The sequence below is a fragment of the Kribbella sp. NPDC026611 genome, assembly GCF_040638345.1.
GTDB lineage: Bacteria > Actinomycetota > Actinomycetes > Propionibacteriales > Kribbellaceae > Kribbella.
The window spans coordinates 437,329-458,714 of sequence record NZ_JBEZYC010000007.1; the positions used below are offsets into that span (position 1 = coordinate 437,329).

General features: G+C 68.4%; 25 protein-coding genes. 16 read left to right on the top strand and 9 right to left on the bottom strand.

Going from position 1 to position 21,386, the window contains the following annotated elements; all coding sequences use genetic code 11:
* Window positions 1-17: 17 nt before the first annotated feature.
* The 4 genes from AB0E69_RS28945 to AB0E69_RS28960 all read left to right on the top strand — a co-directional run bounded on the left by AB0E69_RS28945 (window position 18) and on the right by AB0E69_RS28960 (window position 4,279).
* Window positions 18-1,103 carry an amidohydrolase family protein gene (locus AB0E69_RS28945; RefSeq protein ID WP_360152849.1) on the top strand — a complete coding sequence of 362 codons (1,086 nt, stop codon included), beginning with the start codon at window positions 18-20 and terminating at the stop codon, window positions 1,101-1,103.
* Between the two features lie 85 nt (window positions 1,104-1,188).
* Window positions 1,189-2,418 carry a histidine kinase gene (locus tag AB0E69_RS28950; RefSeq protein ID WP_360152852.1) on the top strand — a complete coding sequence of 410 codons (1,230 nt, stop codon included), beginning with the start codon at window positions 1,189-1,191 and terminating at the stop codon, window positions 2,416-2,418.
* On the top strand, window positions 2,409-3,047 hold the full coding sequence (locus tag AB0E69_RS28955; protein ID WP_360152855.1) for a response regulator transcription factor: 639 nt from the start codon (window positions 2,409-2,411) through the stop codon (window positions 3,045-3,047). Before AB0E69_RS28950 ends, AB0E69_RS28955 begins: the two co-directional genes overlap by 10 nt.
* An 89-nt stretch (window positions 3,048-3,136) precedes the next feature.
* A complete protein-coding gene (locus tag AB0E69_RS28960; protein WP_360152858.1) occupies window positions 3,137-4,279 on the top strand; it encodes a S1 family peptidase in 1,143 nt (380 codons plus the stop codon).
* A gap of 45 nt (window positions 4,280-4,324) precedes the next feature.
* Here AB0E69_RS28960 and AB0E69_RS28965 read toward each other — a convergent pair whose 3' ends face one another.
* The 7 genes from AB0E69_RS28965 to AB0E69_RS28995 form a co-directional block, all read right to left on the bottom strand.
* Entirely contained in the window at window positions 4,325-5,107 is a 783-nt protein-coding gene (locus AB0E69_RS28965) for a M23 family metallopeptidase (RefSeq protein WP_360152861.1), read from the bottom strand.
* A 60-nt stretch (window positions 5,108-5,167) separates the two neighbouring features.
* A complete protein-coding gene (locus AB0E69_RS28970; protein WP_360152864.1) occupies window positions 5,168-6,523 on the bottom strand; it encodes an SPFH domain-containing protein in 1,356 nt (451 codons plus the stop codon).
* A 119-nt stretch (window positions 6,524-6,642) separates the two neighbouring features.
* Complete coding sequence (locus AB0E69_RS28975; protein ID WP_360152867.1) at window positions 6,643-6,837, bottom strand: hypothetical protein; 195 nt, start codon at window positions 6,835-6,837, stop codon at window positions 6,643-6,645.
* A gap of 56 nt (window positions 6,838-6,893) precedes the next feature.
* Window positions 6,894-7,721: a carbohydrate ABC transporter permease gene (locus AB0E69_RS28980; RefSeq protein ID WP_360152869.1), complete on the bottom strand. Its 828-nt coding sequence runs from the start codon at window positions 7,719-7,721 to the stop codon at window positions 6,894-6,896.
* Window positions 7,718-8,662: a sugar ABC transporter permease gene (locus AB0E69_RS28985; RefSeq protein ID WP_360152872.1), complete on the bottom strand. Its 945-nt coding sequence runs from the start codon at window positions 8,660-8,662 to the stop codon at window positions 7,718-7,720. Before AB0E69_RS28985 ends, AB0E69_RS28980 begins: the two co-directional genes overlap by 4 nt.
* The gene (locus tag AB0E69_RS28990) at window positions 8,659-9,948 is read right to left on the bottom strand and encodes an extracellular solute-binding protein (protein ID WP_360152875.1); all 1,290 of its coding nucleotides are present in this window, start codon (window positions 9,946-9,948) and stop codon (window positions 8,659-8,661) included. Before AB0E69_RS28990 ends, AB0E69_RS28985 begins: the two co-directional genes overlap by 4 nt.
* Window positions 9,949-9,952: 4 nt before the next feature.
* A complete protein-coding gene (locus AB0E69_RS28995) occupies window positions 9,953-10,918 on the bottom strand; it encodes a carbohydrate kinase family protein (protein WP_360152878.1) in 966 nt (321 codons plus the stop codon).
* 127 nt (window positions 10,919-11,045) lie between these two features.
* Here AB0E69_RS28995 and AB0E69_RS29000 point away from each other — a divergent pair, with 127 nt between their 5' ends.
* Both AB0E69_RS29000 and AB0E69_RS29005 read left to right on the top strand, forming a co-directional pair.
* On the top strand, window positions 11,046-11,798 hold the full coding sequence (locus AB0E69_RS29000; protein WP_360152881.1) for a DeoR/GlpR family DNA-binding transcription regulator: 753 nt from the start codon (window positions 11,046-11,048) through the stop codon (window positions 11,796-11,798).
* Between the two features lie 37 nt (window positions 11,799-11,835).
* Entirely contained in the window at window positions 11,836-13,203 is a 1,368-nt protein-coding gene (locus AB0E69_RS29005) for a 6-phospho-beta-glucosidase (protein WP_360152884.1), read from the top strand.
* Here the strand turns inward: AB0E69_RS29005 and AB0E69_RS29010 are convergent.
* Entirely contained in the window at window positions 13,193-13,420 is a 228-nt protein-coding gene (locus tag AB0E69_RS29010; RefSeq protein WP_360153116.1) for a DUF2867 domain-containing protein, read from the bottom strand. The genes AB0E69_RS29005 and AB0E69_RS29010 overlap by 11 nt on opposite strands.
* A gap of 319 nt (window positions 13,421-13,739) precedes the next feature.
* Here AB0E69_RS29010 and rpsP point away from each other — a divergent pair, with 319 nt between their 5' ends.
* The 9 genes from rpsP to AB0E69_RS29055 all read left to right on the top strand — a co-directional run bounded on the left by rpsP (window position 13,740) and on the right by AB0E69_RS29055 (window position 19,584).
* Window positions 13,740-14,297 (top strand): 30S ribosomal protein S16, encoded by a 558-nt coding sequence (gene rpsP / locus AB0E69_RS29015; RefSeq protein ID WP_360152887.1) that lies wholly within the window; start codon window positions 13,740-13,742, stop codon window positions 14,295-14,297.
* Between the two features lie 5 nt (window positions 14,298-14,302).
* Window positions 14,303-14,554, top strand: a complete 252-nt coding sequence (locus AB0E69_RS29020; RefSeq protein WP_360153119.1) for an RNA-binding protein — start codon at window positions 14,303-14,305, stop codon at window positions 14,552-14,554.
* Between the two features lie 89 nt (window positions 14,555-14,643).
* Window positions 14,644-15,183, top strand: coding sequence for a ribosome maturation factor RimM (gene rimM, locus AB0E69_RS29025; protein ID WP_360152890.1), 540 nt, complete (start codon window positions 14,644-14,646; stop codon window positions 15,181-15,183).
* Between the two features lies 1 nt (window position 15,184).
* Window positions 15,185-16,381: a tRNA (guanosine(37)-N1)-methyltransferase TrmD gene (gene trmD / locus AB0E69_RS29030; protein ID WP_360152893.1), complete on the top strand. Its 1,197-nt coding sequence runs from the start codon at window positions 15,185-15,187 to the stop codon at window positions 16,379-16,381.
* Between the two features lie 148 nt (window positions 16,382-16,529).
* Window positions 16,530-16,889 carry a 50S ribosomal protein L19 gene (gene rplS / locus AB0E69_RS29035; protein ID WP_360152895.1) on the top strand — a complete coding sequence of 120 codons (360 nt, stop codon included), beginning with the start codon at window positions 16,530-16,532 and terminating at the stop codon, window positions 16,887-16,889.
* A 143-nt stretch (window positions 16,890-17,032) separates the two neighbouring features.
* Window positions 17,033-17,671, top strand: a complete 639-nt coding sequence (gene lepB, locus AB0E69_RS29040; protein ID WP_360152898.1) for a signal peptidase I — start codon at window positions 17,033-17,035, stop codon at window positions 17,669-17,671.
* The gene (gene lepB, locus AB0E69_RS29045; RefSeq protein WP_360152901.1) at window positions 17,668-18,450 is read left to right on the top strand and encodes a signal peptidase I; all 783 of its coding nucleotides are present in this window, start codon (window positions 17,668-17,670) and stop codon (window positions 18,448-18,450) included. Before lepB (AB0E69_RS29040) ends, lepB (AB0E69_RS29045) begins: the two co-directional genes overlap by 4 nt.
* A gap of 116 nt (window positions 18,451-18,566) precedes the next feature.
* A complete protein-coding gene (locus AB0E69_RS29050; RefSeq protein ID WP_360152904.1) occupies window positions 18,567-19,271 on the top strand; it encodes a ribonuclease HII in 705 nt (234 codons plus the stop codon).
* The gene (locus AB0E69_RS29055) at window positions 19,261-19,584 is read left to right on the top strand and encodes a DUF2469 domain-containing protein (protein WP_012922325.1); all 324 of its coding nucleotides are present in this window, start codon (window positions 19,261-19,263) and stop codon (window positions 19,582-19,584) included. The genes AB0E69_RS29050 and AB0E69_RS29055 overlap by 11 nt, the downstream gene beginning before the upstream one ends.
* 110 nt (window positions 19,585-19,694) lie before the next feature.
* Here the strand turns inward: AB0E69_RS29055 and AB0E69_RS29060 are convergent, their stop codons facing one another.
* Entirely contained in the window at window positions 19,695-20,744 is a 1,050-nt protein-coding gene (locus tag AB0E69_RS29060) for an aldo/keto reductase (protein WP_360152907.1), read from the bottom strand.
* A 99-nt stretch (window positions 20,745-20,843) separates the two neighbouring features.
* Here AB0E69_RS29060 and AB0E69_RS29065 point away from each other — a divergent pair, with 99 nt between their 5' ends.
* Window positions 20,844-21,386 (top strand): TetR/AcrR family transcriptional regulator, encoded by a 543-nt coding sequence (locus tag AB0E69_RS29065; protein ID WP_360152910.1) that lies wholly within the window; start codon window positions 20,844-20,846, stop codon window positions 21,384-21,386.

Sequence of the window (21,386 nt, forward strand, 5' to 3'; positions counted from 1 at the left end):
TCAGATACGGTCGGGGCATGAGCGTGCTGAAGCTGGTGGGGACGGTGCTGCCGGACGGTGAGCAGCGGGACCTGTACCTGAGCGGTGGCCTCCTCGTCGACGGGCCGGCCACAGCGGACGTCACCACGGTGCACAGCGGCGGCTGGATCGTCCCTGGGCTGGTGGACGCGCACTGCCACATCGGGCTCGACCAGCATGGCGCGGTCGAGAAGGACGTGCAGGAGCAGCAGGCGATCGCCGACCGGGACGCCGGTGCACTCCTCGTGCGCGACGCCGGCTCGGCCGCCGACACCCGGTGGATCGACGAGCGCGAGGACCTGCCGAAGATCATCCGCGCCGGCCGCCACCTCGCTCGCTCCAAGCGCTACATCCGCAACTACGGCTGGGAGATCGAGCCGGAGGAGCTGGTCGCGTACGTCGAGCAGGAGGCGACCCGTGGCGACGGCTGGGTCAAGCTCGTCGGCGACTGGATCGACCGCGAGGCCGGCGACCTGACCCCGTGCTGGCCGGCCGAGGCGCTCAACGCAGCGATCACCCGCGCGCACGAGCTCGGCGCGCGCGTGACCGCACACGTCTTCGGTGAGCAGTGCCTCCCGGATCTCCTTGCCGCCGGCATCGACTGCCTCGAGCACGGCACCGGGATCGAGGCGGACCTGCTGGACCACCTGGCCACGCGCGGGGTCGCCGTCGTCCCCACGTTGATCCAGCTCGAGAACTTCCCGGAGTACGCCGACCAGGCGGCCGCGAAGTTTCCGGCGTACTCGGCCCACATGCGCGATCTCTACGACCGCCGGCTGACGCGTCTCCGCGCCGCCTTCGAAGCCGGGGTGCCGTTGTACGCCGGGACCGACGCGGGCGGCGTACTCGGGCACGGGCTGGTGGCGCAGGAGATCCAGGCGCTGACCGAGATCGGGATGTCCGGGGAGCAGGCGCTCGCGGCGGGCTCGTGGGCCGCCCGCGAATGGCTCGGCGCTCCCAGCAACCTACGTCCGGGCGATCCCGCCGACCTGGTGGTCTTCGACGAGGATCCGCGGGCGAACCCGGCCGTACTGACGCATCCGAGACTGATCGCACTGCGCGGTCGCGTCATCCTCTCCCGATGACCTATCGTCAGCTAGCGCTGGCACCCGGTGGAAGGGTAGAGCCTGCTGTACCGACACATGCCGGGGCGCCGGGGAGGATTGAGACATGCTGACAAAGATCCTCGCTCGGGGTGGCCAGGCTTCTTGGTACCTGATCGTCCGGTACCTGAAGAACGTCGTCCTGCTGGCTGCGCTGCCGCTCGGCCTGATGCTGGGCTGGTTGATCCCCGCGGCCACCGCGGGTCTGGTCCGGCTGGCGAACAGCGAGCTGCTCGCGGCCGGGCGGCACCTCGGCCGCGAGGCGCCGCAGCTGCCGCGTGCCGCTGACCGCACGCCGGGTGACGTCGTGACGCTCGCCAAGGACATGTCGTTCCGGCGCAGCCTCGCGCTGCTGCTCGGCCCGCTGGTGATGGTGCCGGAGCTGTTCGTCGCCGTCACAGCGATCTTCGCGGTGCCGAGCGCCGTGCTCGGATTCGCCCTGTGGCCGGTCGACCCAGGCAACGTCACCCTGCTGGGCGAAGGGATCGACAGCTGGGGTGAGGCGTCGCTGCTGGCGCCGCTCCAGATCTTGCTCGGCCTGGTCATGCTGAGCCGGGTGGCTCCCGTCTTCGCCGAGGTGCATGCCAGAGCCGTACTCGCCCTGCTCCGCCCGAGCCAAGAGCAGCTGGCGACCGCTCGGCTGTCAGAGCGCGTCGAGGAGCTGACCCGGAGCCGGGCCGGTGCGGTCGACTCGCACGGTGCCGAGCTGCGCCGGATCGAGCGGGACCTGCACGACGGCACACAGGCCCAGCTCGTCTCGCTGGCGATGCGGATCGGCATTGCCAAGCAGACGATGGCCGAGGACCCGGAGAAGGCCGCCAAGCTGCTCGACGACGCCAGGGACGGTGCAGAGCAGGCGATGAACGAGCTGCGCGGCGTACTGCGGACCATGTACCCGCCGATCCTCGCTGACCGCGGCCTGACCGGTGCGGTATCGGCACTGGCCGCCCGGTGCCCGCTGCCGGTCGACCTCCGGCAGGGCGACCTCGGCGACGTACCGGCCGCCGTAGAGGCAGCGGCGTACTTCGTCGTGGCCGAGTCGCTCACTAACATCACCAAGCACAGCGCGGCCGGGCACGTCGACGTACTGATGGAGCGGCGCGGTCCGGAGCTGTACCTGTCGATCACCGACGACGGGATCGGCGGTGCGCGGATCAATGAGCAGTCCGACCTGCTGGGCCGGGGGAGCGGCCTGCATGGCATGCTGCACCGCGTGCAGGCGATCGACGGCCAGATGGAGCTGCAGAGTCCGATCGGCGGACCGACCACCGTCGAGGTGATCCTTCCGTGCGGGTGATGATCCTCGAGGACAACCGGATCCTCGCCGAGGGCCTGAGCCTGCTGCTCGACAACGCCGGCTTCACGGTCGCTGCGGTCGCCACCGACCCGGACGAGTTCGCCGCTGCGATCGCCGAGCACGAGGTCGACATCGCGGTGGTCGACGTACGGCTGCCACCGACGTTCACCGACGAGGGACTCCGGGCCGCGATCGAGGCCCGCCGGGTGCGGCCGGGCCTTCCGGTGCTGGTGTTCTCGCAGTACGTCGAGGAGGTCTACGCGGCCGAGCTGCTCGCGGCCGGCAGCGAAGGCGTCGGCTACCTGCTGAAGGATCGCGTGTCCCGGGTGGATGAGTTCATCGACGCGGTACGCCGGGTCGCCGCCGGCGGGACCGTGCTCGACCCGGAGGTGGTCAGCCAGCTCATGGTCAAGCGGAGCAGCCCGCTGGACCGGCTGACGCCCCGTGAACGCGAGGTGCTCGCGTTGATGGCGGAGGGTCTCGGCAACACCGCGATCTCCGAGAAGCTGGTCATCTCGGAAGGCGCGGTCCACAAGCACGTCGGCAACGTCTTCCTGAAACTCGACCTGCCCCCGACCGACTCCGGCCACCGCCGCGTCCTCGCCGTCCTCGCCCACTTGGGGCTGTGAACCCTTGACGGCGTTGACAACGTAGGCCACTCTCGATCGTTGAGAGCGCTCTCACCCACCGACCCGCCCCTAGGTGAAGGAGAGTCCACATGAAGATCTTCCTGGCCACGCTGCTCACGGCAACGACCGCAGTGATGGCCCCGACCGCGCTGCCGGCTGCGAATGCCTCCGCTTCGACAGTCCCGGGCCACCTGACCGTTGCGGGACAGGCTTCGGCGATGCAGCGCGACTTCGGCCTGACCGAGCAGCAGATGAACCAGCGCCTCGGCGCCGAGACTGCCGCTGCCAAGCTCCTGCCCGCCGCGCAGAAGGCTGCAGCCGAGGACTTCGGCGGCGCCTGGTTCGATGCGCGCACCCAGAAGCTGATCATCGGCGTCGTTGGCACCCAACACACAGCCGCTGTGCGAGCAACGGGAGCAGACGCCGCCGCAGTACCAGTGACAGCTGCTGCGCTGGACAGGCAGAAGGCGGCCGTCGACAAACTCGCCGGGAAAGCGGTGCCGGACGCCGTCAGCGGCTGGTCCGCCGACCCGCGCACCGGCAGCATCGTCGTCAACGTTCAAGCCGGCAAGCGATCCAAGGCAGTCGACGCCTTCGTCGCCAAGCTGACCCGCACCGGCACGGTGATCGTTCGGGAGGTCGCAGCCCAGGCCCCGCGGACGTTCGCTGCCGGCACGGTCGGTGGTGACCCGTTCTACGTCGACAACATCCGCTGTTCGATCGGCTTCTCGGTCTACGGCGGGTACATCACCGCCGGCCACTGCGGCCGCGGCGGTCTCGTCCGTGGCTGGGACGGCTCGGACCAGGGCTGGTTCCAGGGCTGGTCGTTCCCCGGCAACGATTATGCCTGGGTGTCCGTCGGCTATGGCTGGTGGACTGTCCCGGTCGTTCTCGGTTGGGGACAGGTCAGCGACCAGCTGGTTCGCGGCTCCTGGGAAGCCCCCATCGGTACGTCGGTCTGCCGCAGCGGCTCCACCTCGCACTGGCACTGCGGCACGATCCTGGCCAAGAACGAGACGGTGAACTACGGCAACGGGCAGCTGTTCTACGGCGCGACCAAGACGAACGTGTGCGCCGAGCCGGGCGACTCCGGTGGCTCGTTCATCACCGGCGACCAGGCGCAGGGCGTGACGTCCGGCGGCTGGGGCAACTGCAGCAGCGGCGGTGAGACCTGGTTCCAGCCGGTCAACGAGATCCTGCAGGCCTACAACCTGACCCTCCACACCGCCTGACGAGACTTGGGGGTCCCCTTGCCCGCAAGGGGACCCCCAAGACTGTCAGCAGAGCGGTACGCCGGGGAGCTGGGCGTTCGGGTCGTTGATGTAGATGTTGCTGATGAACCCGTTCTGGTCGCGGAGCTTCGACCACCAGTTGTTGGTGTACCCCTCGGCATTGACCGTGTCGCCCTGCTTCTGGCAGAGCACCCACACCGAGGTCGGACCGGACAGGGTCGTGACGACCGGCGAGCTCAGATAGGCGTCGGACCGGACGTTCACCCCGGAGCCCCAGGTCATGTAGTTCGTGCCGGGACCGGAGCAGCCGTTGTCGCTGGTCAGGAAGTACGAGCCGTACGAGCCCGGGTAGGCGAGGGCGCTGCCGTTGATCCGGATGTCCTGACCGACACCGTTCAGCAGCTGCTCGTAGTGGATGTGCGGGCCGGTGGCGTTGCCGGTGCTGCCGGTGACTCCGATCTGCTGGCCCTGGGAGACCTGTTGGCCGTCGGCCACCGAGTACGCGGACAGGTGGAAGTAGTAGGTCTTCCACCCGCCACCGTGCTCGACGGCGATGTAGTTGCCGGCGCCACTGGGCTGCGAGAACCGGTGCGCCGTACCCGCGGCGGAGGCGAGCACCGGCGTACCGTTCGTGGTCCCGCCGTCGGCGCGGACGAAGTCGAGCGCGCGGCGGACCTCACCGGAGTGGAAGCTGTAGGTCCAGCGTTGGCCACACGGGAACGGGGCCTTGAAGTTCGGCGCGGCCTGCGCCTGCACCGGTGCCGCCACCAGGGCGGCGGCACCGAGCAGGAGCGAGGCGAGAACTGCGAGAATCCTTCTGGGCGGCATGTCGATCAGTGTCGGCCGTAAACCAGAAACCGATCAACAGGCTGCACCTGTAGTTAATTGTCAGGCCGGTTGGTCCGGGACCGACTCCAGGGCGGCCGGCTGCTCGTCCTTCTTCGTGGACAGCGACTCGATCAGCTGCTTGGCCAGCGCGAAGCCCGAGCCACCCATGGTGATCGTCTTCACCAGGGTGTCCTCGATGCCCTGGGCACCGTTCAGGACGACCATGTTGCCGACCTTCTCGAACGAGCCTGCGGCCGCGGCGACGATCTCCGGGTAGGCCTCGGCGAGCTGCTGGGCGACGACCGCGTCGGTGTTCGTGGCCAGGGCCTCGGCCCGGGCCTTGATACCGGCCGCCTCGGCCATTGCCTTGGCCTGCACCGCGGACGCCTCGGCCTTACCGGTGAGCTCGGTCGCCTTCGCCTGCGCCTCACCGCGCAGCTGGACCTGCCGGGCATCCGCCTCGGCGGCCGCGATCTGCGCGTCCCGGGCGGCCTGCGCGAGCGTGCGCTGCTTGTACGCCTCGGCGTCGGCGGGCTTCTGGACCGACGACTCCAGCTGCTTCTCGGCCAGCGACGCGTTCAGCTTCGCGGTCTCCGTCTCGGCGACGACGACCTCCTGCTTGGCGAGCGCGGCGGCCAGCGGGCCTGCCTGGAAGGACTTCGAGGTGGCCTGGTCGATCTCGGCCTGGTAGCGCGCCTTCGCGATCTCGCTCTCCCGGACGGCGGCGGCCTTGGCCGCGGCCGCGACCTGCTCCTTCTCGGTCGCCTCGCGGTCCTGGTTGGCCTGCGCGATCCGGGCCGCGGCCTCGACCGCGGCGGCCTGCGGGCGACCGAGGTTGCGGATGTAGCCGGACTCGTCGTCGATCTCCTGGATCTGCAGCGAGTCCGCGACCAGGCCGAGCTTCTCCATGTCGCCGATCAGCGAGCTGCGGATGTTCGCGGTCAGCGTCTCCCGGTCGTGCAGCATCTCCTCGACGGTGGTGGAACCAACGATCGCGCGCAGGTGGCCGGCGAACAGGTCGTGAATCGTGTGCATGACCTGCTCGTCGCTCTGCTCCAGGAACCGCCGGGCCGCGTTCGCGATCGAGCCGTAGTCGTCACCGACCTTGTACGCGGTGACGCCCTTGATGTGCAGCGGGATGCCCTGGCTGGACACGCAGGTCACGGCCAGGGGGGTGGCGCGGATGCCGAGCGACAACCGGCGTACGGTCTGAAAACCTGGCAGCACCGCGGTCCCGCGGCCGACGACGATCTTGAAGCCGAGCGTCTCGTTGCCCTGCTCCGGGTTGGAGTGCGCACCGAGCCCGGAGATGATCAGGGCCTCGTTCGGCTCCGCCACCCGCCAGATCAGTTTCAGGATGATGATCAGCACGATCAGCGCCGCAGCAGCAGCCCCCAGGTACGTCCACAACAACATTTCCCCTCCAGGGAACTTGGTGGTGTGTCTCCCGGCCCCACGCCTACTGCGCGGCACTCGGCGAGGCACTCCGCCGAGCACCTGCTCGCTACGGCGTGGGGCCGGGAGACACACCACATTTAGATGGCGCGAGCGACGTAAACCGTTCGCGGTGGGTCGAAGTCGACTACCACCACTTGCGTCCCCACCTCGATCACCTCGTCGGTCGCTGAGTAGGCGTAGAAGGCCTCGGTGGCGCCGCGTATCGGCAGCATCACCTCACCGACGCGACCGGGTGAGATCCGCCCGATCACGCGCCCCCGCTTGCCTACCATGATGTTCCTTTGACGCGCCGCTGCTGCCCTGGGTTCCGCAGCCTACCCTCGGAGCGTCAGCCGCGAACGGCTCCTTCGGTGGCGCCCTTGATGAACTGGCGGGCGAAGATCCCGAAGATGAACACCAGCGGCAGCATCGCCATCAGTGCGCCGGTCATGATCATGCTGTAGTCGACGCCGTGCGCCCGGTTCAGCGTGGACAGCGCGACCTGCAAGGTGATGTGGTCCGGGTTGGTCAGCACGATCAGCGGCCACATGTAGTCGTTCCACGAGCCGACGAACGTGAAGATGCCGAGGAACGCCAGCGCCGGCCGCGCCGACGGCAGTGCCACGTGCCAGTACGTGCCGAAGAAGCCGCAGCCGTCCAGCGTCGCCGCCTCGACCAGCTCGTCGTGGATCGAGTTCTGGAAGTACTGCCGCATCCAGAAGATGCCGAAGGCGTTCGCCGCCCCCGGAATGATCAGTGCCTTGAGCGAACCGACCCACCCGAGGATCGCCATCGTCTGGAACTGCGGTACGGCGGCCAGCTGCGCCGGCAGCAGCATCGTCGCGAGCAGGATCACGAACAGCGCGTTCCGCCCCGGGAACCGGAACTTCGCGAACGTGAACGCCGCCAGCGAGTCGAAGAACAGCACCAGCAAGGTGGTGGAGATCGCGACCGTCGCGGTGTTCGCCATCGACTGGAAGAACGCCACGTTGTCGAGCACGTGCCGGACGTTGTCGAACAGGTGCGAGCCGAAGCTGAGCTTCGGCGGGAACCGGTAGATGTCCGCGGTCGTGTTGGACGCCATGATGATCGTCCACACGAACGGGAGCATGAACACCAGCAGGGCGAAGACGAGTACGGCGTGCAGCCCCAGCCCGCGCCACTTGGACCGCGTCATCGGTCACTCCGTCCGCGGAAGATCCGCCAGTTGATCGCCGTGAACAGCAGCACCAGCGCGAAGATGCTGAGCGCGATGGCCGCCGCGTACCCGTAGTCGTTGTCGAGGAACGCGGAGCGGTAGAAGTACAGGACCACCGTCATACCGCTCTGACCGGTGCCGCCGCTGTTGCCGACCATCACCTGTGGTTCGGTGAAGGTCTGCAGGCCGCCGATGGTCGAGATGACGACGGTGAAGAGGACGACGGGACGCAGCTGCGGCAGCGTGATCGAGAAGAACGTCCGGGCCGCGCCGGCGCCGTCGACCTTGGCGGCCTCGTACTGCTCCTTCGGAATCGCCTGCAGGCCGGCGAGATAGATCAGGGTGTTGTACCCGACCCACTGCCAGACGATCATCGTCGAGATCGCGATCTTGATACCCCACGGCTCGCCCAGCCAGTCCTGCTGGGCGATGCCGAGCGACCGCAGCGCCGCGTTCACCAGGCCGAAGTTCGTGCTGAAGATCGAGCTGAAGAAGATCGCCATCGCGACCAGCGACGTGACGTTCGGGATGAAGTACGCGATCCGGTAGACGCCGGTGAACCGGACGGCGGACTGCAGCATCACCGCGAGCACCAGCGCCAGCACCAGCGTGGGGATCGTCGACATCAGGAACAGTACGACGGTGTTCTTCAGCGCGAGCCAGAACGTCGGGTCCTGGGCCAGGAACCGGAAGTTGTCGAGCCCGTCGAACCGCCGCGGGTTCAGGCCGTCCCAGCGCTGGAACGCCAGCACGATCGTGGACAGCATCGGGTACAACCCGAACACCGCGAACAGGATGTAGAACGGCGACAGCGCGAGGTAGAACCGCCAGTAGGACCGCACCTTCCGGCCGGGCCGCCGACCGGGGGCGGCCAGCCGTCCGGCCGGGCTGGTGGCCGGCACAATCGCCGTACCGGTCACTGCACCCCCTGCCGCTTGGCGATCGCCTTCGCCTTGGAGACCGCGGCGGCCCAGGCGGCGTCGGAGGTCTTGGAGCCGGTCTGCACGGTCTTGAGCTCGTCGTGGAACGGCGCCGCGACGCTGTCGTCGAACGGGCTCTGGTACGCGACCGGGATGGACTTCGCAGCCGGCCCGAAGACGTCGATCGGCACCTGGCCGCCGAAGAACTTGTCGGCCGCCTTCAGCTGCGGCTTGTCGTACGCCGCCGGCGCGGACGGGAAGATCTGCGCGTCGGTGAAGGCCTTCGCCTCGCTGTCCGGGCTGAGCATGTACTTGATCACGTCGAAGGCCTTCTGGGGGTCGGCCGCGTTCTTCGTGATCGCGAGGAACGAGCCGCCGAAGTTCGCCGGACCGCTCGGGGTCGGTGCCAGCCGCCACTTGCCCACGCTGGTCTTCACCGCGGACTTGATGTCCAGGGCAACCCACGCGGCGCCGATGTGCGCGGGCACCGTGCCCTGGTCGAGGCCGGCGTTCCAGTCCGGGCTGCCGCTCGGCGTCTTGCCGTCGATCTTCAGCGTCATCGCCTTCACCGAGGTGTCCCACGCCTTGCGGATGTGGTCCTGGTCGCCGATGAACTTGTTGTCCTTGGAGATGTACCGCTCGGTGCCCTGGCCGATGACCATGTCGTACAGGTCGGTGGCGTCCCAGACCAGCGGGGCCTTCGGGTTCTTCGCCTTCAGCTGGACGCCGGCGTTGAAGAAGTCGTCCCAGGTCTTCAGCTGCTCGGCCACCTTGGCCGGGTCGCTCGGCAGGCCGGCCGCCGCGAAGATGTCCTCGCGGTAGAACAGCGCGGTCGGGCCGACGTCGATCGGCAGGCCGATCACCTTGCCGTCCAGCGTGGTGGCCTGCTTGACCTTCCAGTCCAGGTAGTCGCCGAGGACCGAGTCCGCGCCGACCGTCTTCAGGTCGACGAACCGCTCGGCCTGCGGCAGCAGCGAGGCGATGTCCTCGCCCTTCAGGCCGGTGATGTCCGGGATCCCGGTACCGCCGTTGAACGTGGTGACCAGCTTCTGCTTGAAGTCGCCGCCGATCTCGGAGTACTTGATCTTCGGGTCCGGGAAGTGCGCGATCGTGTCGTCGAGGACGGACTTGCCGAGGCCGCCGGGCCAGCACCACATGGTCAGCTCGGTCGCGGCGTTCTTCTTGGCCGGCGCACCGGCGTTGTTGATCCCGGACGAGCAGCCGACAAGTGCGCCTCCGGCAACTGCAGCGAAGCCCCCGAGCAGGGTCCGACGGGATAGCTCCATGGTTCTACCTTCCTGAGTGAGCGCTGATCAGCGCATGGAGGTGGTGGTCTTCGGGGTGCGCGTCCTGCCAGGCGGCCAGGTCGGCCCAGCGGGGCGCCGCGTCCGCGCCACCGAGCCGGGTGACCGACAGGGCCGCGGTCAGCGCGGCGAACCGCACCCGCTGCTCGAGCGGCAGCTCCCACAGCGTCGCGGCGATGAAACCGGCGGCGAACACATCACCCGCCCCGGTGGTGTCCGCCGCCGGGACCGGGTACGCCGGTACAGCGACTTCCTCGCCGGTGCTCGCGTCGAGCGCCAGCGCGCCCTCCGCGCCGTTCGACACGACCACCAGCGGCACCTGGTCCGCCAGCTTCCGCAGGGCTTGCTGGGGAGTGCCGGACCGGGTGTAGCGCATCGCCTCTTCGGCGTTCGGCAGGAACACGTCGCAGTGCTCCAGCTGGTTCAGCACCTCGGGGTCCCACTGCTCGGACGGGTCCCACCCGACATCGGCGAACACCACACTGCCGGCCGCCTTCGCCTTGGCCAGCCACTCGTTCGGCCACGGGCCGATGTGAGCGGCGACCGCACGGGCGACCGGCGGCGTGGTGATCAGCTCGTCGGCTGACAGCAGGGGAGAGGTCCCGCGCGTGACCAGGGCCCGGTCGTTGTCATAGGCCAGGGCCACGGTGAGCGGGGTCTGCCAGCCGGCGAGTCTTCGGGACAGAGTCAGATCGATGCCTTCGTCGTCGGCGAGCCGGCGCCAGACCCTGTCGCCCAGGTCGTCCGCGCCGAACACGGCCGCCATCCCGGTCCGCAGCCCGAGCCGGGCCAGCGCCACCGCGAAGTTCGCGATCCCGCCCGGGCTCTCGTGCGAGTCCGTGGCCCAGACCTCGGTGCCGGGGCGCGGGGCGGAGGGCAGGCCGAGGACCAGATCCTCGAATACCAGACCGGACACCACAACATCCAGGGCTGGTACGTCCAGCTCGTGCATGCGCCGCCACACTCCTGCAGGCTCGATCAAACTCGTGCATGAATACTGGAACTTTAGCGCAGCATCCGCAATACCTGATCACAGATTTGACTGAAAATGACAGAGTTTGCGTGATAGTGTCTCCGCTATGTTGCCGAAGCAGCGCCAGGACCAGATCGTCCGCGCGCTCCGGGCCGACGGGGCCGGGGGCGTCAAAGTGCTGGCCTCCAAGTTGGGCGTGAGCGAGGCGACGATCCGCCGCGACCTCGAGCAGCTGCACGCCGAGGGCCGGCTGACCCGCGTGTACGGCGGTGCGCTCGCCGTCGACGGCGGTGATGAGCCGTTCGCGGACGTCAACGCCGTCCACGCCGAGGAGAAGGACCGGATCGCCCGCCGGGCCGCCGAGCTGGTGACCGACGGCGAGTCCGTGCTCCTCGACATCGGTACGACGGCACTCCGGGTCGCGCAGCACCTGCACGGGCGCTCGGTGACCGTGGTGACCAGCAACCTCGCCGTACTGGAGGAGCTGCAGAACGACGAGCAGATCGAGCTGATCGTGCTCGGTGGGTTCGTGCGCCGCTCGTACCGGTCGCTCGTCGGCTACCTGACCGAGGAGAGCCTGCGGCAGATCCACGTCGACTGGCTGTTCCTGGGGACCAGCGGGGTCCGGCCGGACGGGCGGGTGATGGACAGCACGATGATCGAGGTGCCGGTCAAACGGGCCATGATCAAGGCGGCGGACCGGGTCGTGCTGCTCGCGGACGGGACCAAGTTCCCGGGTCATGGGGTCGCGCGGGTGTGCGAGCCGGACGAACTGAGCATGGTGGTGACAGAGCCCGGTGCCGACGAGGCGACCCTGGCCCAACTGACGGAAGCGGGAGTACAGGTGGTGCTGGCGTGAGCATGTGGGGCAGTGACGGGGTTCTGGGGGCGTTGCCGTGCGACTGACGATTCTCGGTGGGGGCGGGTTCCGGGTACCGCTCGTGTACCACGCCCTCCTCGGCGACCGCGGCCCCGGCCGCATCACCGACGTAGTCCTCTACGACAGCGACCGGACCCGCCTGGCGGCGATCGGTGCGGTCCTGCGACAGCAGGCAGCTGCCGCTGCATCTACCGACACCGACTCTCTCCCGCCCCCGGCGGTAACGGAGACGACGGACCTCGACGAAGCTCTGCGCGGCGCCGACTTCATCTTCTCGGCCATCCGGGTGGGCGGCCTCGAGGGACGCACCGTCGACGAGCGGGTTGCCCTGAGCCTCGGCGTGCTCGGCCAGGAGACCGTCGGTGCCGGCGGCATCGCCTACGGCCTCCGGACGCTACCTGTCGCTGTCCAGATCGCCCAGCGGATCGCGGCGATCGCCCCGGATGCCTGGACGATCAACTTCACCAACCCCGCGGGCATGGTGACCGAAGCCATGATCCCGTTCCTCGGTGACCGGGTCATCGGTATCTGCGACTCACCGTCGGGTCTCGGGCGGCGCGCTGCCCTCGCCTTGGGTGTGGACCCGTCGACCGCCTTCTACGACTATGCCGGCCTCAACCACCTCGGCTGGCTGCGTGGGCTGCGCTCTGGTGGCGTGGACCGGCTCCCTGACTTGCTGGAGTCGGCTGATGCGCTCACCTCCTTCGAGGAGGGCCGCTTGTTCGGCGCGGACTGGCTCCGGTCGATCGGCTCGATCCCGAACGAGTACCTGCACTACTACTACTTCGCTCGCGAGACGCTGGCCGCCGTACAAGCAGTGCGGCAGACGCGAGGGACCTTCTTGCTGGAGCAGCAGTCTGCGTTCTACGCGGAGACAGGCCAGCACCCGGAGCAGGCGCTCGAGCTGTGGCAGAAGACCCGGGCCGAGCGCGAGTCGACGTACATGGTGGAGAGCCGTGAGGTCGCCGATGCAGGGGAGCGGGACGAGCGGGACATGGCCGCGGGCGGCTACGAGCAGGTCGCGCTGTCGCTGATGCGGGCGATCGCGCACAACGAGCGGGCCTCGCTGATCCTCAACGTCCGCAACCGGGGCGTGCTGCACCACCTGGACGACGACGCGGTGATCGAGATCCCCTGCACGGTGGACGCCAACGGCGCGTTGCCGGTGACCGTGTCACAGCTCACCGACCACCAGGCGGGTCTGGTCTGTTCGGTGAAGGCCGTCGAGCGCTCCACGATCGAGGCCGCCGCCTCGGGGTCACGAAACGCTGCCCTCCGGGCGTTCGCGTGGCACCCGCTGATCGACTCGGTCACAGTCGCCGGCAAGCTCCTGGACACGTACGCGTCGGAACTCCCCGGGCTCGCCCGGTTCGTCAGCGCTTGATCCACTCGGCGGCGATGCCACGCAGCAGTGGAGGATAGACAAGTAGGTGACGGAACGGTCCGATCGCGGCCATGTACGCCCGTCCCAGCCGGCCGTTCGGCTTGACCAGCACTGCGAGCTGACCGCGGTACTGCGAGCCGTCCGGGACCCAGGCGAGGTGCATGACCGCGTGGACCGTGCTGTTGGCCATCTCGGCAACCCAGTCGTTGTCAGTCAGGTAGACCGAGCTGAACGGGAGCCGGCTGAACTACCTCGTTCGGCACCTTCATGACTCACACCCCTCCCTCGTTGAGTGCCACGCCGAGCACTCCCCGGTCGTCGGCCAGGACGCCCGCCTCCTCGCCTTTCATGGTGGCCGATTGGCGGCGAATTGGTGTGGGGGGTTGGATCTGGCAGAATGGTCGGCTGAGTCCGTCCAGGTTCGTGCAGCCCTCTAACTCCACGACCCGGCGCGGCCATTCGAGTATCAGCCGTTGTCCCCACGACGTGCTCTGCTGCTCACCAAGACAGGTAATTCCGAGGGAGACCACCCGAACGTGGCAGTCAAGATCCGTTTGAAGCGCATCGGCAAGAAGCGCACCCCGCACTACCGCATCGTCGTCATGGACGCCCGCACCAAGCGGGACGGCCGGGCGATCGAGGAGATCGGCATCTACAACCCGAAGACCGAGCCGTCGTTCATCCGGGTCGAGTCCGAGCGGGCGCAGTACTGGCTGGGCGTCGGCGCGCAGCCGAGCGAGGCCGTCGAGGCGATCTTCAAGGCGTCCGGCGACTGGCAGAAGTTCAAGGGCCTGGACGCTCCGGCGCCGCTGCGGGTCGCTGAGCCGAAGCGGGACAAGCAGGAGATCTTCAACGAGGCGCTGGCCGAGGCCCACGGCACGCTGAAGACCGAGGCGGTGACCGCCAAGAAGACGGCGGCCAAGAAGACCGCTGCGAAGTCCGAGGACGCTGCGAAGGACACCGCGAAGGACACTGCGAAGGACGACGCCGCCGAGGCGCCGAAGGCCGACGCCCCGAAGGCTGAGAAGGCCGAGAAGGCTGACGAGGCTCCGGAGGCCAAGGCCGACGAGGCCGCCGCCACCACCGAGGCCTGACGATGATGGAGTCCGAGGCGCTCGAGCACCTGGTCCGGGGCATCGTGGACAACCCGGACGAGGTCAGTGTCCGATCCCGGAACCTGCGGCGCGGCCGCACCCTGGAGGTCCACGTGCACCCCGACGACATCGGCAAGGTGATCGGCCGGAACGGACGGACCGCCACCGCGATCCGGACCGTCGTCGGCGCGCTCAGTGCCGAGTCCTCGCTGCGCATCGACTTCGTCGACGAGTTCAACCGGCGTCCGCGCCGCTGAACCGGGCTTTTCCGAAGGGCCGCACCCCGGTGGGTGCGGCCCTTCGTCCTATCCTCACTCTGAACGTCTGTGTAGAAGGGTTTGAACGGGTGCTGGTGACAGTCGGGCGGATCGGCCGCGCGCATGGGATCAAGGGCGAGGTCGGGATCGACGTGCGCACCGACGAGCCGGACCGCCGGTTCGCGGATGGCGCCGTGGTCGTGACCGACGCCAAGGTGGCGCGGACGCTGACCGTCGCCGCGAGCCGCTGGCACAGCGGCCGGCTGCTGGTGAAGTTCGCCGAGGTGCCGGACCGGACCGCCGCGGAGCAGCTGCGCAACCTGTTCGTCCAGTCCGAGGTGGACGAGGACGAGCGCCCGGAGGACCCGGAGGAGTACTACGACCGCGAGCTGGTCGGCCTCACCGTCCGGATCATCGACGGCTCGGAGGTCGGCGAGGTGATCGACGTGGTGCACCTGCCGTCGCAGGACCTGCTGGAGATCCGCCGTACCGCGGGCAACCTCGTGCTGGTGCCGCTGGTCGAGGAGCTGGTGCCGGAGATCAGCCTGGAGAAGCAGTACGTCGTCGTGGCGGACCGGCCTGGGTTGCTGGACCCCGAGGGCGCCGACGTGGTCGCGACCGAGGACTGACATGCGGCTGGACGTCGTCACGATCTTCCCGGAGTACCTGGCCGCGCTTGACGTGTCGTTGGTCGGCAAGGCGGCCAAGAGTGGCTTGCTGGATGTCCGGCTGCACGACCTGCGCGACTGGACGTCCGACCGGCACCGGACCGTCGACGACACCCCGTACGGCGGCGGTGCGGGCATGGTGATGAAGCCGGAGCCGTGGGGCCTGGCTCTCGACGCGATCGCGCCTCCCGACGGGCCGTCCCAGCCCCGGCTGATCATTCCTACTCCCTCTGGGCGGCCCTTCACCCAGGAGCTGGCGTATGAGCTGGCCGCCGAGCCCTGGCTCGCTTTCGCCTGCGGCCGGTACGAAGGGATCGACGCGCGCGTCGCGGCGTACGCGGGCGAGCGGATGCGCGTCGACGAGGTCTCCATCGGCGACTACGTGCTCAACGGCGGCGAGGTCGCCGTACTCGCGATCGTCGAAGCCGTCGCCCGCCTGCTCCCGGGCGTGATCGGCAACCCCGAGTCGCTGGCCGAGGAGTCGCACTCGGGCGACGGCCTGCTCGAGTACCCGGTCTACACGAAGCCGGCCTCGTGGCGCGGGTACGACGTACCTGAGGTGCTCATGTCCGGCAACCACGCCGTGATCGCAGACTGGCGCCACGACGAGTCGGTACGCCGTACTGCGGAACGCCGGCCGGATCTGCTGGCCGCGTGGGGCGACGTGCTGGCTGGTAAGGACGACACCGACGCTGTCCGCCTGCTCGCGGCCGGCCCGGCCGACGCGGGGGAGATCCACACGGTCCAGGTCGCCGCCTTCCTCGCCGAGGCACGCCGGTACGACGACTACACGATCCCCCCGCTGAACGAGGACCCAGCGGCCATGGCAGCCCGCTTCGAGCGCGGCATGGTTCTCAAGGCAGTCGCGGGGACGCGCATCGTCGGCGCGGTCCAGTTGACCATCACCGGCTCGGTCGGCCGGATAGAACGGCTGGTCGTGGCCCCCGACTGGCAGGGTCGCGGGCTGGGCGCCCGGCTGCTTCGCGCGGCCGAACAGCTCGCGCCGGCGGACGTCACGTCGTACGAGCTGGACACCGGTGCGGAGAGTGACGGCAACCTGGCTCTGTACCGGAAAGCCGGTTACCGAGAGGCACGCCGGTTCCAGCACACCCCGAAGATCGAGATGGTGCTGCTCACCAAGCGTCGCCGGGGACGCTGATTTCGTGGTGGTTGGGGCGGTATGGCAAGATTGCCTGTTGCTGCCCTTCGGTGCTCCTGCCACAGGGGGTGACCACCGACCGGCGGCAATTTCTCTCACATACGACATTCGTGGGTGACCTGTGGCACGCGCGAGGAAGAGACACCTGATGAGCAACATCCTGAACGAGCTCGACAACGCGAGCAAGCGCGACGACATCCCGGCCTTCCGCGCCGGTGACACCGTCAACGTGCACGTGAAGGTCGTCGAAGGCAACCGTTCCCGCGTCCAGGTGTTCAAGGGTGTCGTGATCCGCCGCCAGGGTGGTGGCCTGCAGGAGACCTTCACGGTCCGCAAGGTCAGCTTCGGCGTCGGTGTCGAGCGGACCTTCCCGCTGCACACCCCGATCGTCGAGAAGATCGAGGTCGTGACCCGCGGCGACGTCCGTCGCGCGAAGCTGTACTACCTCCGCGAGCTGCGCGGCAAGGCAGCCAAGATCAAGGAGAAGCGCGAGGTCCCGGCCTCCTGACGTCCTAGCGACGACGGTCACCTATGGCGCCGAGCACTGCGACTCGCGCTCGCCCTCACCCGGCACCCCGGAGGGCACGTCGCAGTAAAGGACGTCACCGCAGGCTGAAGCAGCGGAACCCGCTGCTCAGCCTGCTCATCGAGATGAGCACCGTGACGGTGCTCGCGCTCGTCATCACGGTGGTCCTGCGACTGTTCGTCGCGGAAGCGTTCTACGTACCGTCGGAGTCGATGTACGACACGCTCACCAAGGACGACCGGATCCTCGCCGAGAAGGTCAGCTACCTGCACCGCGACGTCGACCGCGGCGACATCATCGTCTTCAAGGACCCCGCCAACTGGCTGCACGGCGAGGACGACCCGGTGAAGCCACCCGGGACGGTCCGGCGGATCGGCGAGTTCGTCGGCATCCTGCCGCGCAGCGGCGAGGGTCACTTGGTGAAGCGGGTGATCGGCATCGGCGGCGACCGGGTGATCTGCTGCGACAAGCAGGGCCGGATCACCGTCAACGGGATCCCGCTGGACGAACGCGAGTACCTGCTCAAGGACGCGAAACCGTCCGAGGTGCCCTTCAACGTGCTGGTGCCGGCCGGCCACCTGTGGGTGATGGGCGACAACCGCGCCCAGTCCGCCGACTCCCGTGCCCACATGGGCGGTCCCGGTGGCGGGTTCGTCCCGGTCGAGAACGTGGTTGGCCGGGCCTGTTGCGTAATCTGGCCGTCTGACCGGATGACCATGCTGCGTCCTCCGGAAACCTTCAAGAAGCCGGGGCTGAAGAAGTGACCGATACACCGACCAAGTCGGACGCCAAGGACACCAAACCCGCCCACCGCTCGGGCTTCGCGGCAGCAGCCCGCGAGTTCGTCCTGATCGTGGTCGGCGCGCTGATCGTGTCCTCGATCCTGCGGGCGTTCGTCGGGCAGATGTTCATCATCCCGAGCGAGTCGATGGAGAACACCCTGCTGGTCGGTGACCGGGTCGTGGTGGAGAAGCTCACCGATGTGAAACGTGGCGACGTGGTCGTGTTCGAGGATCCGGGCGGCTGGCTCGGCCCGGAGGAGAGCGGCCAGAAGCGCGGCTCGGTCGGCCGGTTCTTCGAGATCGTCGGTCTGCTCCCGGACTCCAGCCACGGCCACCTGATCAAGCGCCTGATCGGGATGCCGGGCGACAAGGTCGCCTGCTGCGACTCGAAGGGGCGGCTGCTGGTGAACGGCCAGCCGCTGGACGAGGTGGGCTACCTGTACCCGGGTGACTCGCCGTCGCAGATGCAGTTCCAGGTCACCGTCCCGGCCGGGCGGGTGTTCGTGATGGGTGACCACCGGTCCGCTTCCGGGGATTCGCGCGTCCACCTGCAGGATCTGGACGCCAACGGTGGCAATCAGGGCGACGCGGCGTTCGTGCCGATCGACAAGGTCACCGGCCGGGCGATCATGGTCGTCTGGCCCGCGGGCCGCTGGGCGAAGCTCGGCGTACCCGACACATTCAAGGCGGTGCCGGCGCCCGGTCCGGCGCCGGACAAACCCGCGATCTCGCTGACGCCACCGCCCAAGACCTCCGGCTGATCCCGCGGCAGCGGTCGGTCGCGGTAGGTCGTCGCCGGCGCTGCGCAGGCGCGGGTGCCACTTCGACCTTTGTCCGTCGAGTTGCCTAGGGTTGGGTGTGTGATGCGGAGGGCTGGATGAGCGCGTTGCCGCGCGGGAGCACGGTACGGCGGGACGCCGGGCTGTACGGGTACGAGCGGGCCCTGCGCCGCGTCGGCCTGGATCCGATCGCCGGCGTCGACGAGGCCGGTCGTGGGCCGTGCGCGGGCCCGCTGGTCGCGGCCGCGGTGATCCTGCCCGACGGCAAGCGCGGCCAGATCCCCGAGCTGGCCGACTCGAAGCTGCTGACCGCGAAGGCGCGCGACCGGTGCTACGAGGAGATCCGGAAGCGGGCGCTCGCCTGGTCCGTGGTGTCGATCGAGTCCACCGAGTGCGATCGGCTCGGGATGCACGTCGCCAACGTCGAAGCGCTCCGGAGGGCGTTGTTCCGGCTCGATCTCCGGCCGTCGTACGTGCTGACGGACGGCTTCGGCGTCGACGGTCTCGGCGTACCGGGGCTGGCGATCTGGAAGGGTGACCGGGTGGCGGCCTGTATCGCGGCCGCCTCCGTGATCGCCAAGGTGACCCGGGACCGGGTGATGGAACACTGGGACAAGGTGTACCCGCAGTACGGGTTCGGGATCCACAAGGGTTACTGCACCCCTGAGCACCAGGCGGCACTGGACGAATACGGCCCGTGCCCACAACATCGACGGCGGTTCGAGAATGTCCGCCGCAGTCTGCGACCCGACATGGGACAGAATGTGACCAGTCCCACCGAGTGGAGAGCCGATGAGCGCTGACGACCTTGAGAAGTACGAGACCGATATGGAGCTCCAGCTCTATCGGGAGTACAAGGACGTCGTCGGGATCTTCAAGTACGTGGTGGAGACCGAACGGCGCTTCTACCTGTGCAACGCGGTCGACCTGAAGGTCCGTACCGAAGGCGGCGACGTCTACTTCGAGGTGACGATGGCGGACGCCTGGGTCTGGGACGTCTACCGCTCGGCCCGCTTCGTGAAGAACGCCAAGGTCGTCACCTTCCGCGACGTCAACATCGAAGAACTCGCCAAGTCCGACCTGGAGGTCCCCAAGGACTCCGACTTCGGCCGCTGACCCAGCTCGGCGCCGCCCGGCCTATCAGCTTTCTGTCGCCGGGCGGCTGTCGCTGGATGGCAGTCGGTCGCCGGGGCTTGGCGTTTGTATCCCCGCCGGCGGCCGTGCGGTCAGGCTAGAGACATGCCCGGGACGCGTTGGCGGATGGCTTCGAGTTCGGACTCGTCGGAGATGCCTTGCCAGTCGTGGCGTGGGGTGTAGGGGGCCTCTAGCGTTCGTACGTCGTCGTCGGTGAGCTCGAGCTCCAGTGACGCCACGGCCTCGTCGATCTGGTGGATCGAGCCGGCCCCGACCAGCGGCGCGGTGACGACCGGCTGGCGTCGCAACCAAGCGAGCGCGACCTGTGCCCGGCTGACACCGTGGCCCTCGGCAACCTTCCCGACCGCCTCGATGATCGCGCGGTTGGACGCCTCCTCGGCAGGCGAGTAGAGCAGGTCCGCATACGAGCCGTCGCTCTCGGACCGCGCCGTAGATCGCGCGTCGTCCCAACCACGCGCGAGCCGACCACGCGCCAACGGCGACCAGATGATCGTGCCGACCCCCTCGTCCAGGCAGAGCGGGATCATCTCCCGCTCCTCCTCACGGGCGAGCAGGTTGTAGTGGTCCTGCATCGACACGAACCGCGCCCACCCGTTCTGCTTCTGCAGGTGCAACGCCTTGGCGAACTCCCAGGCGTGCATCGACGACGCCCCGACGTACCGGACCTTGCCGGCCTTCACCAGCTCGTCGAGGGCCTGGAGCGTCTCCTCCCACGGCGTCGAGTGGTCGTTCCGATGCAGCTGGTACAGATCGATGTACTCCGTCCCGAGCCGCCGCAGGGAGTGCTCGACCTCGGTCATGATCGCCTTGCGCGACAACCCACGCCCGTTCGGACCGAGCCGCATCGGATGCCGGAGCTTGGTCGCGATCACCACGTCGTCGCGATTGGCGAAGTCCTTCAGCGCCCGTCCGAGGATCTCCTCGCTGGACCCGTTCGAGTACATGTTCGCGGTGTCGAAGAAGTTGATCCCTGCCTCCAGCGCGTGCCGGATCAGCGGACGTGCCTCGTCCTCACCCTTCGACCAGACAGGGTGCCCGCGGTCCGGCTCGCCGTACGTCATCGCGCCGATCGCGATCGGCGACACGTCGAGTCCGGTCGTACCGAGCTTGATGTACCTCATGATGCTCCTCTAAGCTATGTGGAGAGTTCTCCAGTTACCGTAGTGGAGAGCTCTCCACTTAGCAAGTGCAGCTTTCGCACGACTGATGAATGAGGATTGATGGTCCGTTCCGACGCCCGCGAGAACCGCGCCCGCATCGTCGCGGCCGCCCGCGAAGCCTTCGCCGAGGACGGCCACACCTCGATGAACCAGGTCGCCCAACGCGCGGAAGTCGGGGCCGGCACCCTCTATCGCAACTTCCCCACCCGCGAGGCCCTCGTTCTGGCCGTCTACCAGGACGAAGTCGAACGGATCGTCGGCACGGTCCCCGGCCTACTGGCCGAGCACCCGCCGCTGGAAGCCCTCCGCCACTGGACAACCGACCTGGTGGAAGCCATGCGGAGAAAGCACGGGCTGGGCGACGCCCTGAGCCCGGCCGCCCACCAGACAATCACCGAACAGACCTACGCCCCCGTAGTAGCCGCGATCACCACCCTCCTGGACGCCGGCAAACAAGACGGCACCATCCGCCCCGACGCCGCCCCGACCGACTACCTCCAACTAACCGGCGCCCTCTGGCGCGCCCCCACCACCCCCGAAGACCGAGCCCCCCACCTCCTGACCCTCCTCCTTGACGCTCTCCGCCCCCAACCATCCCGCTAA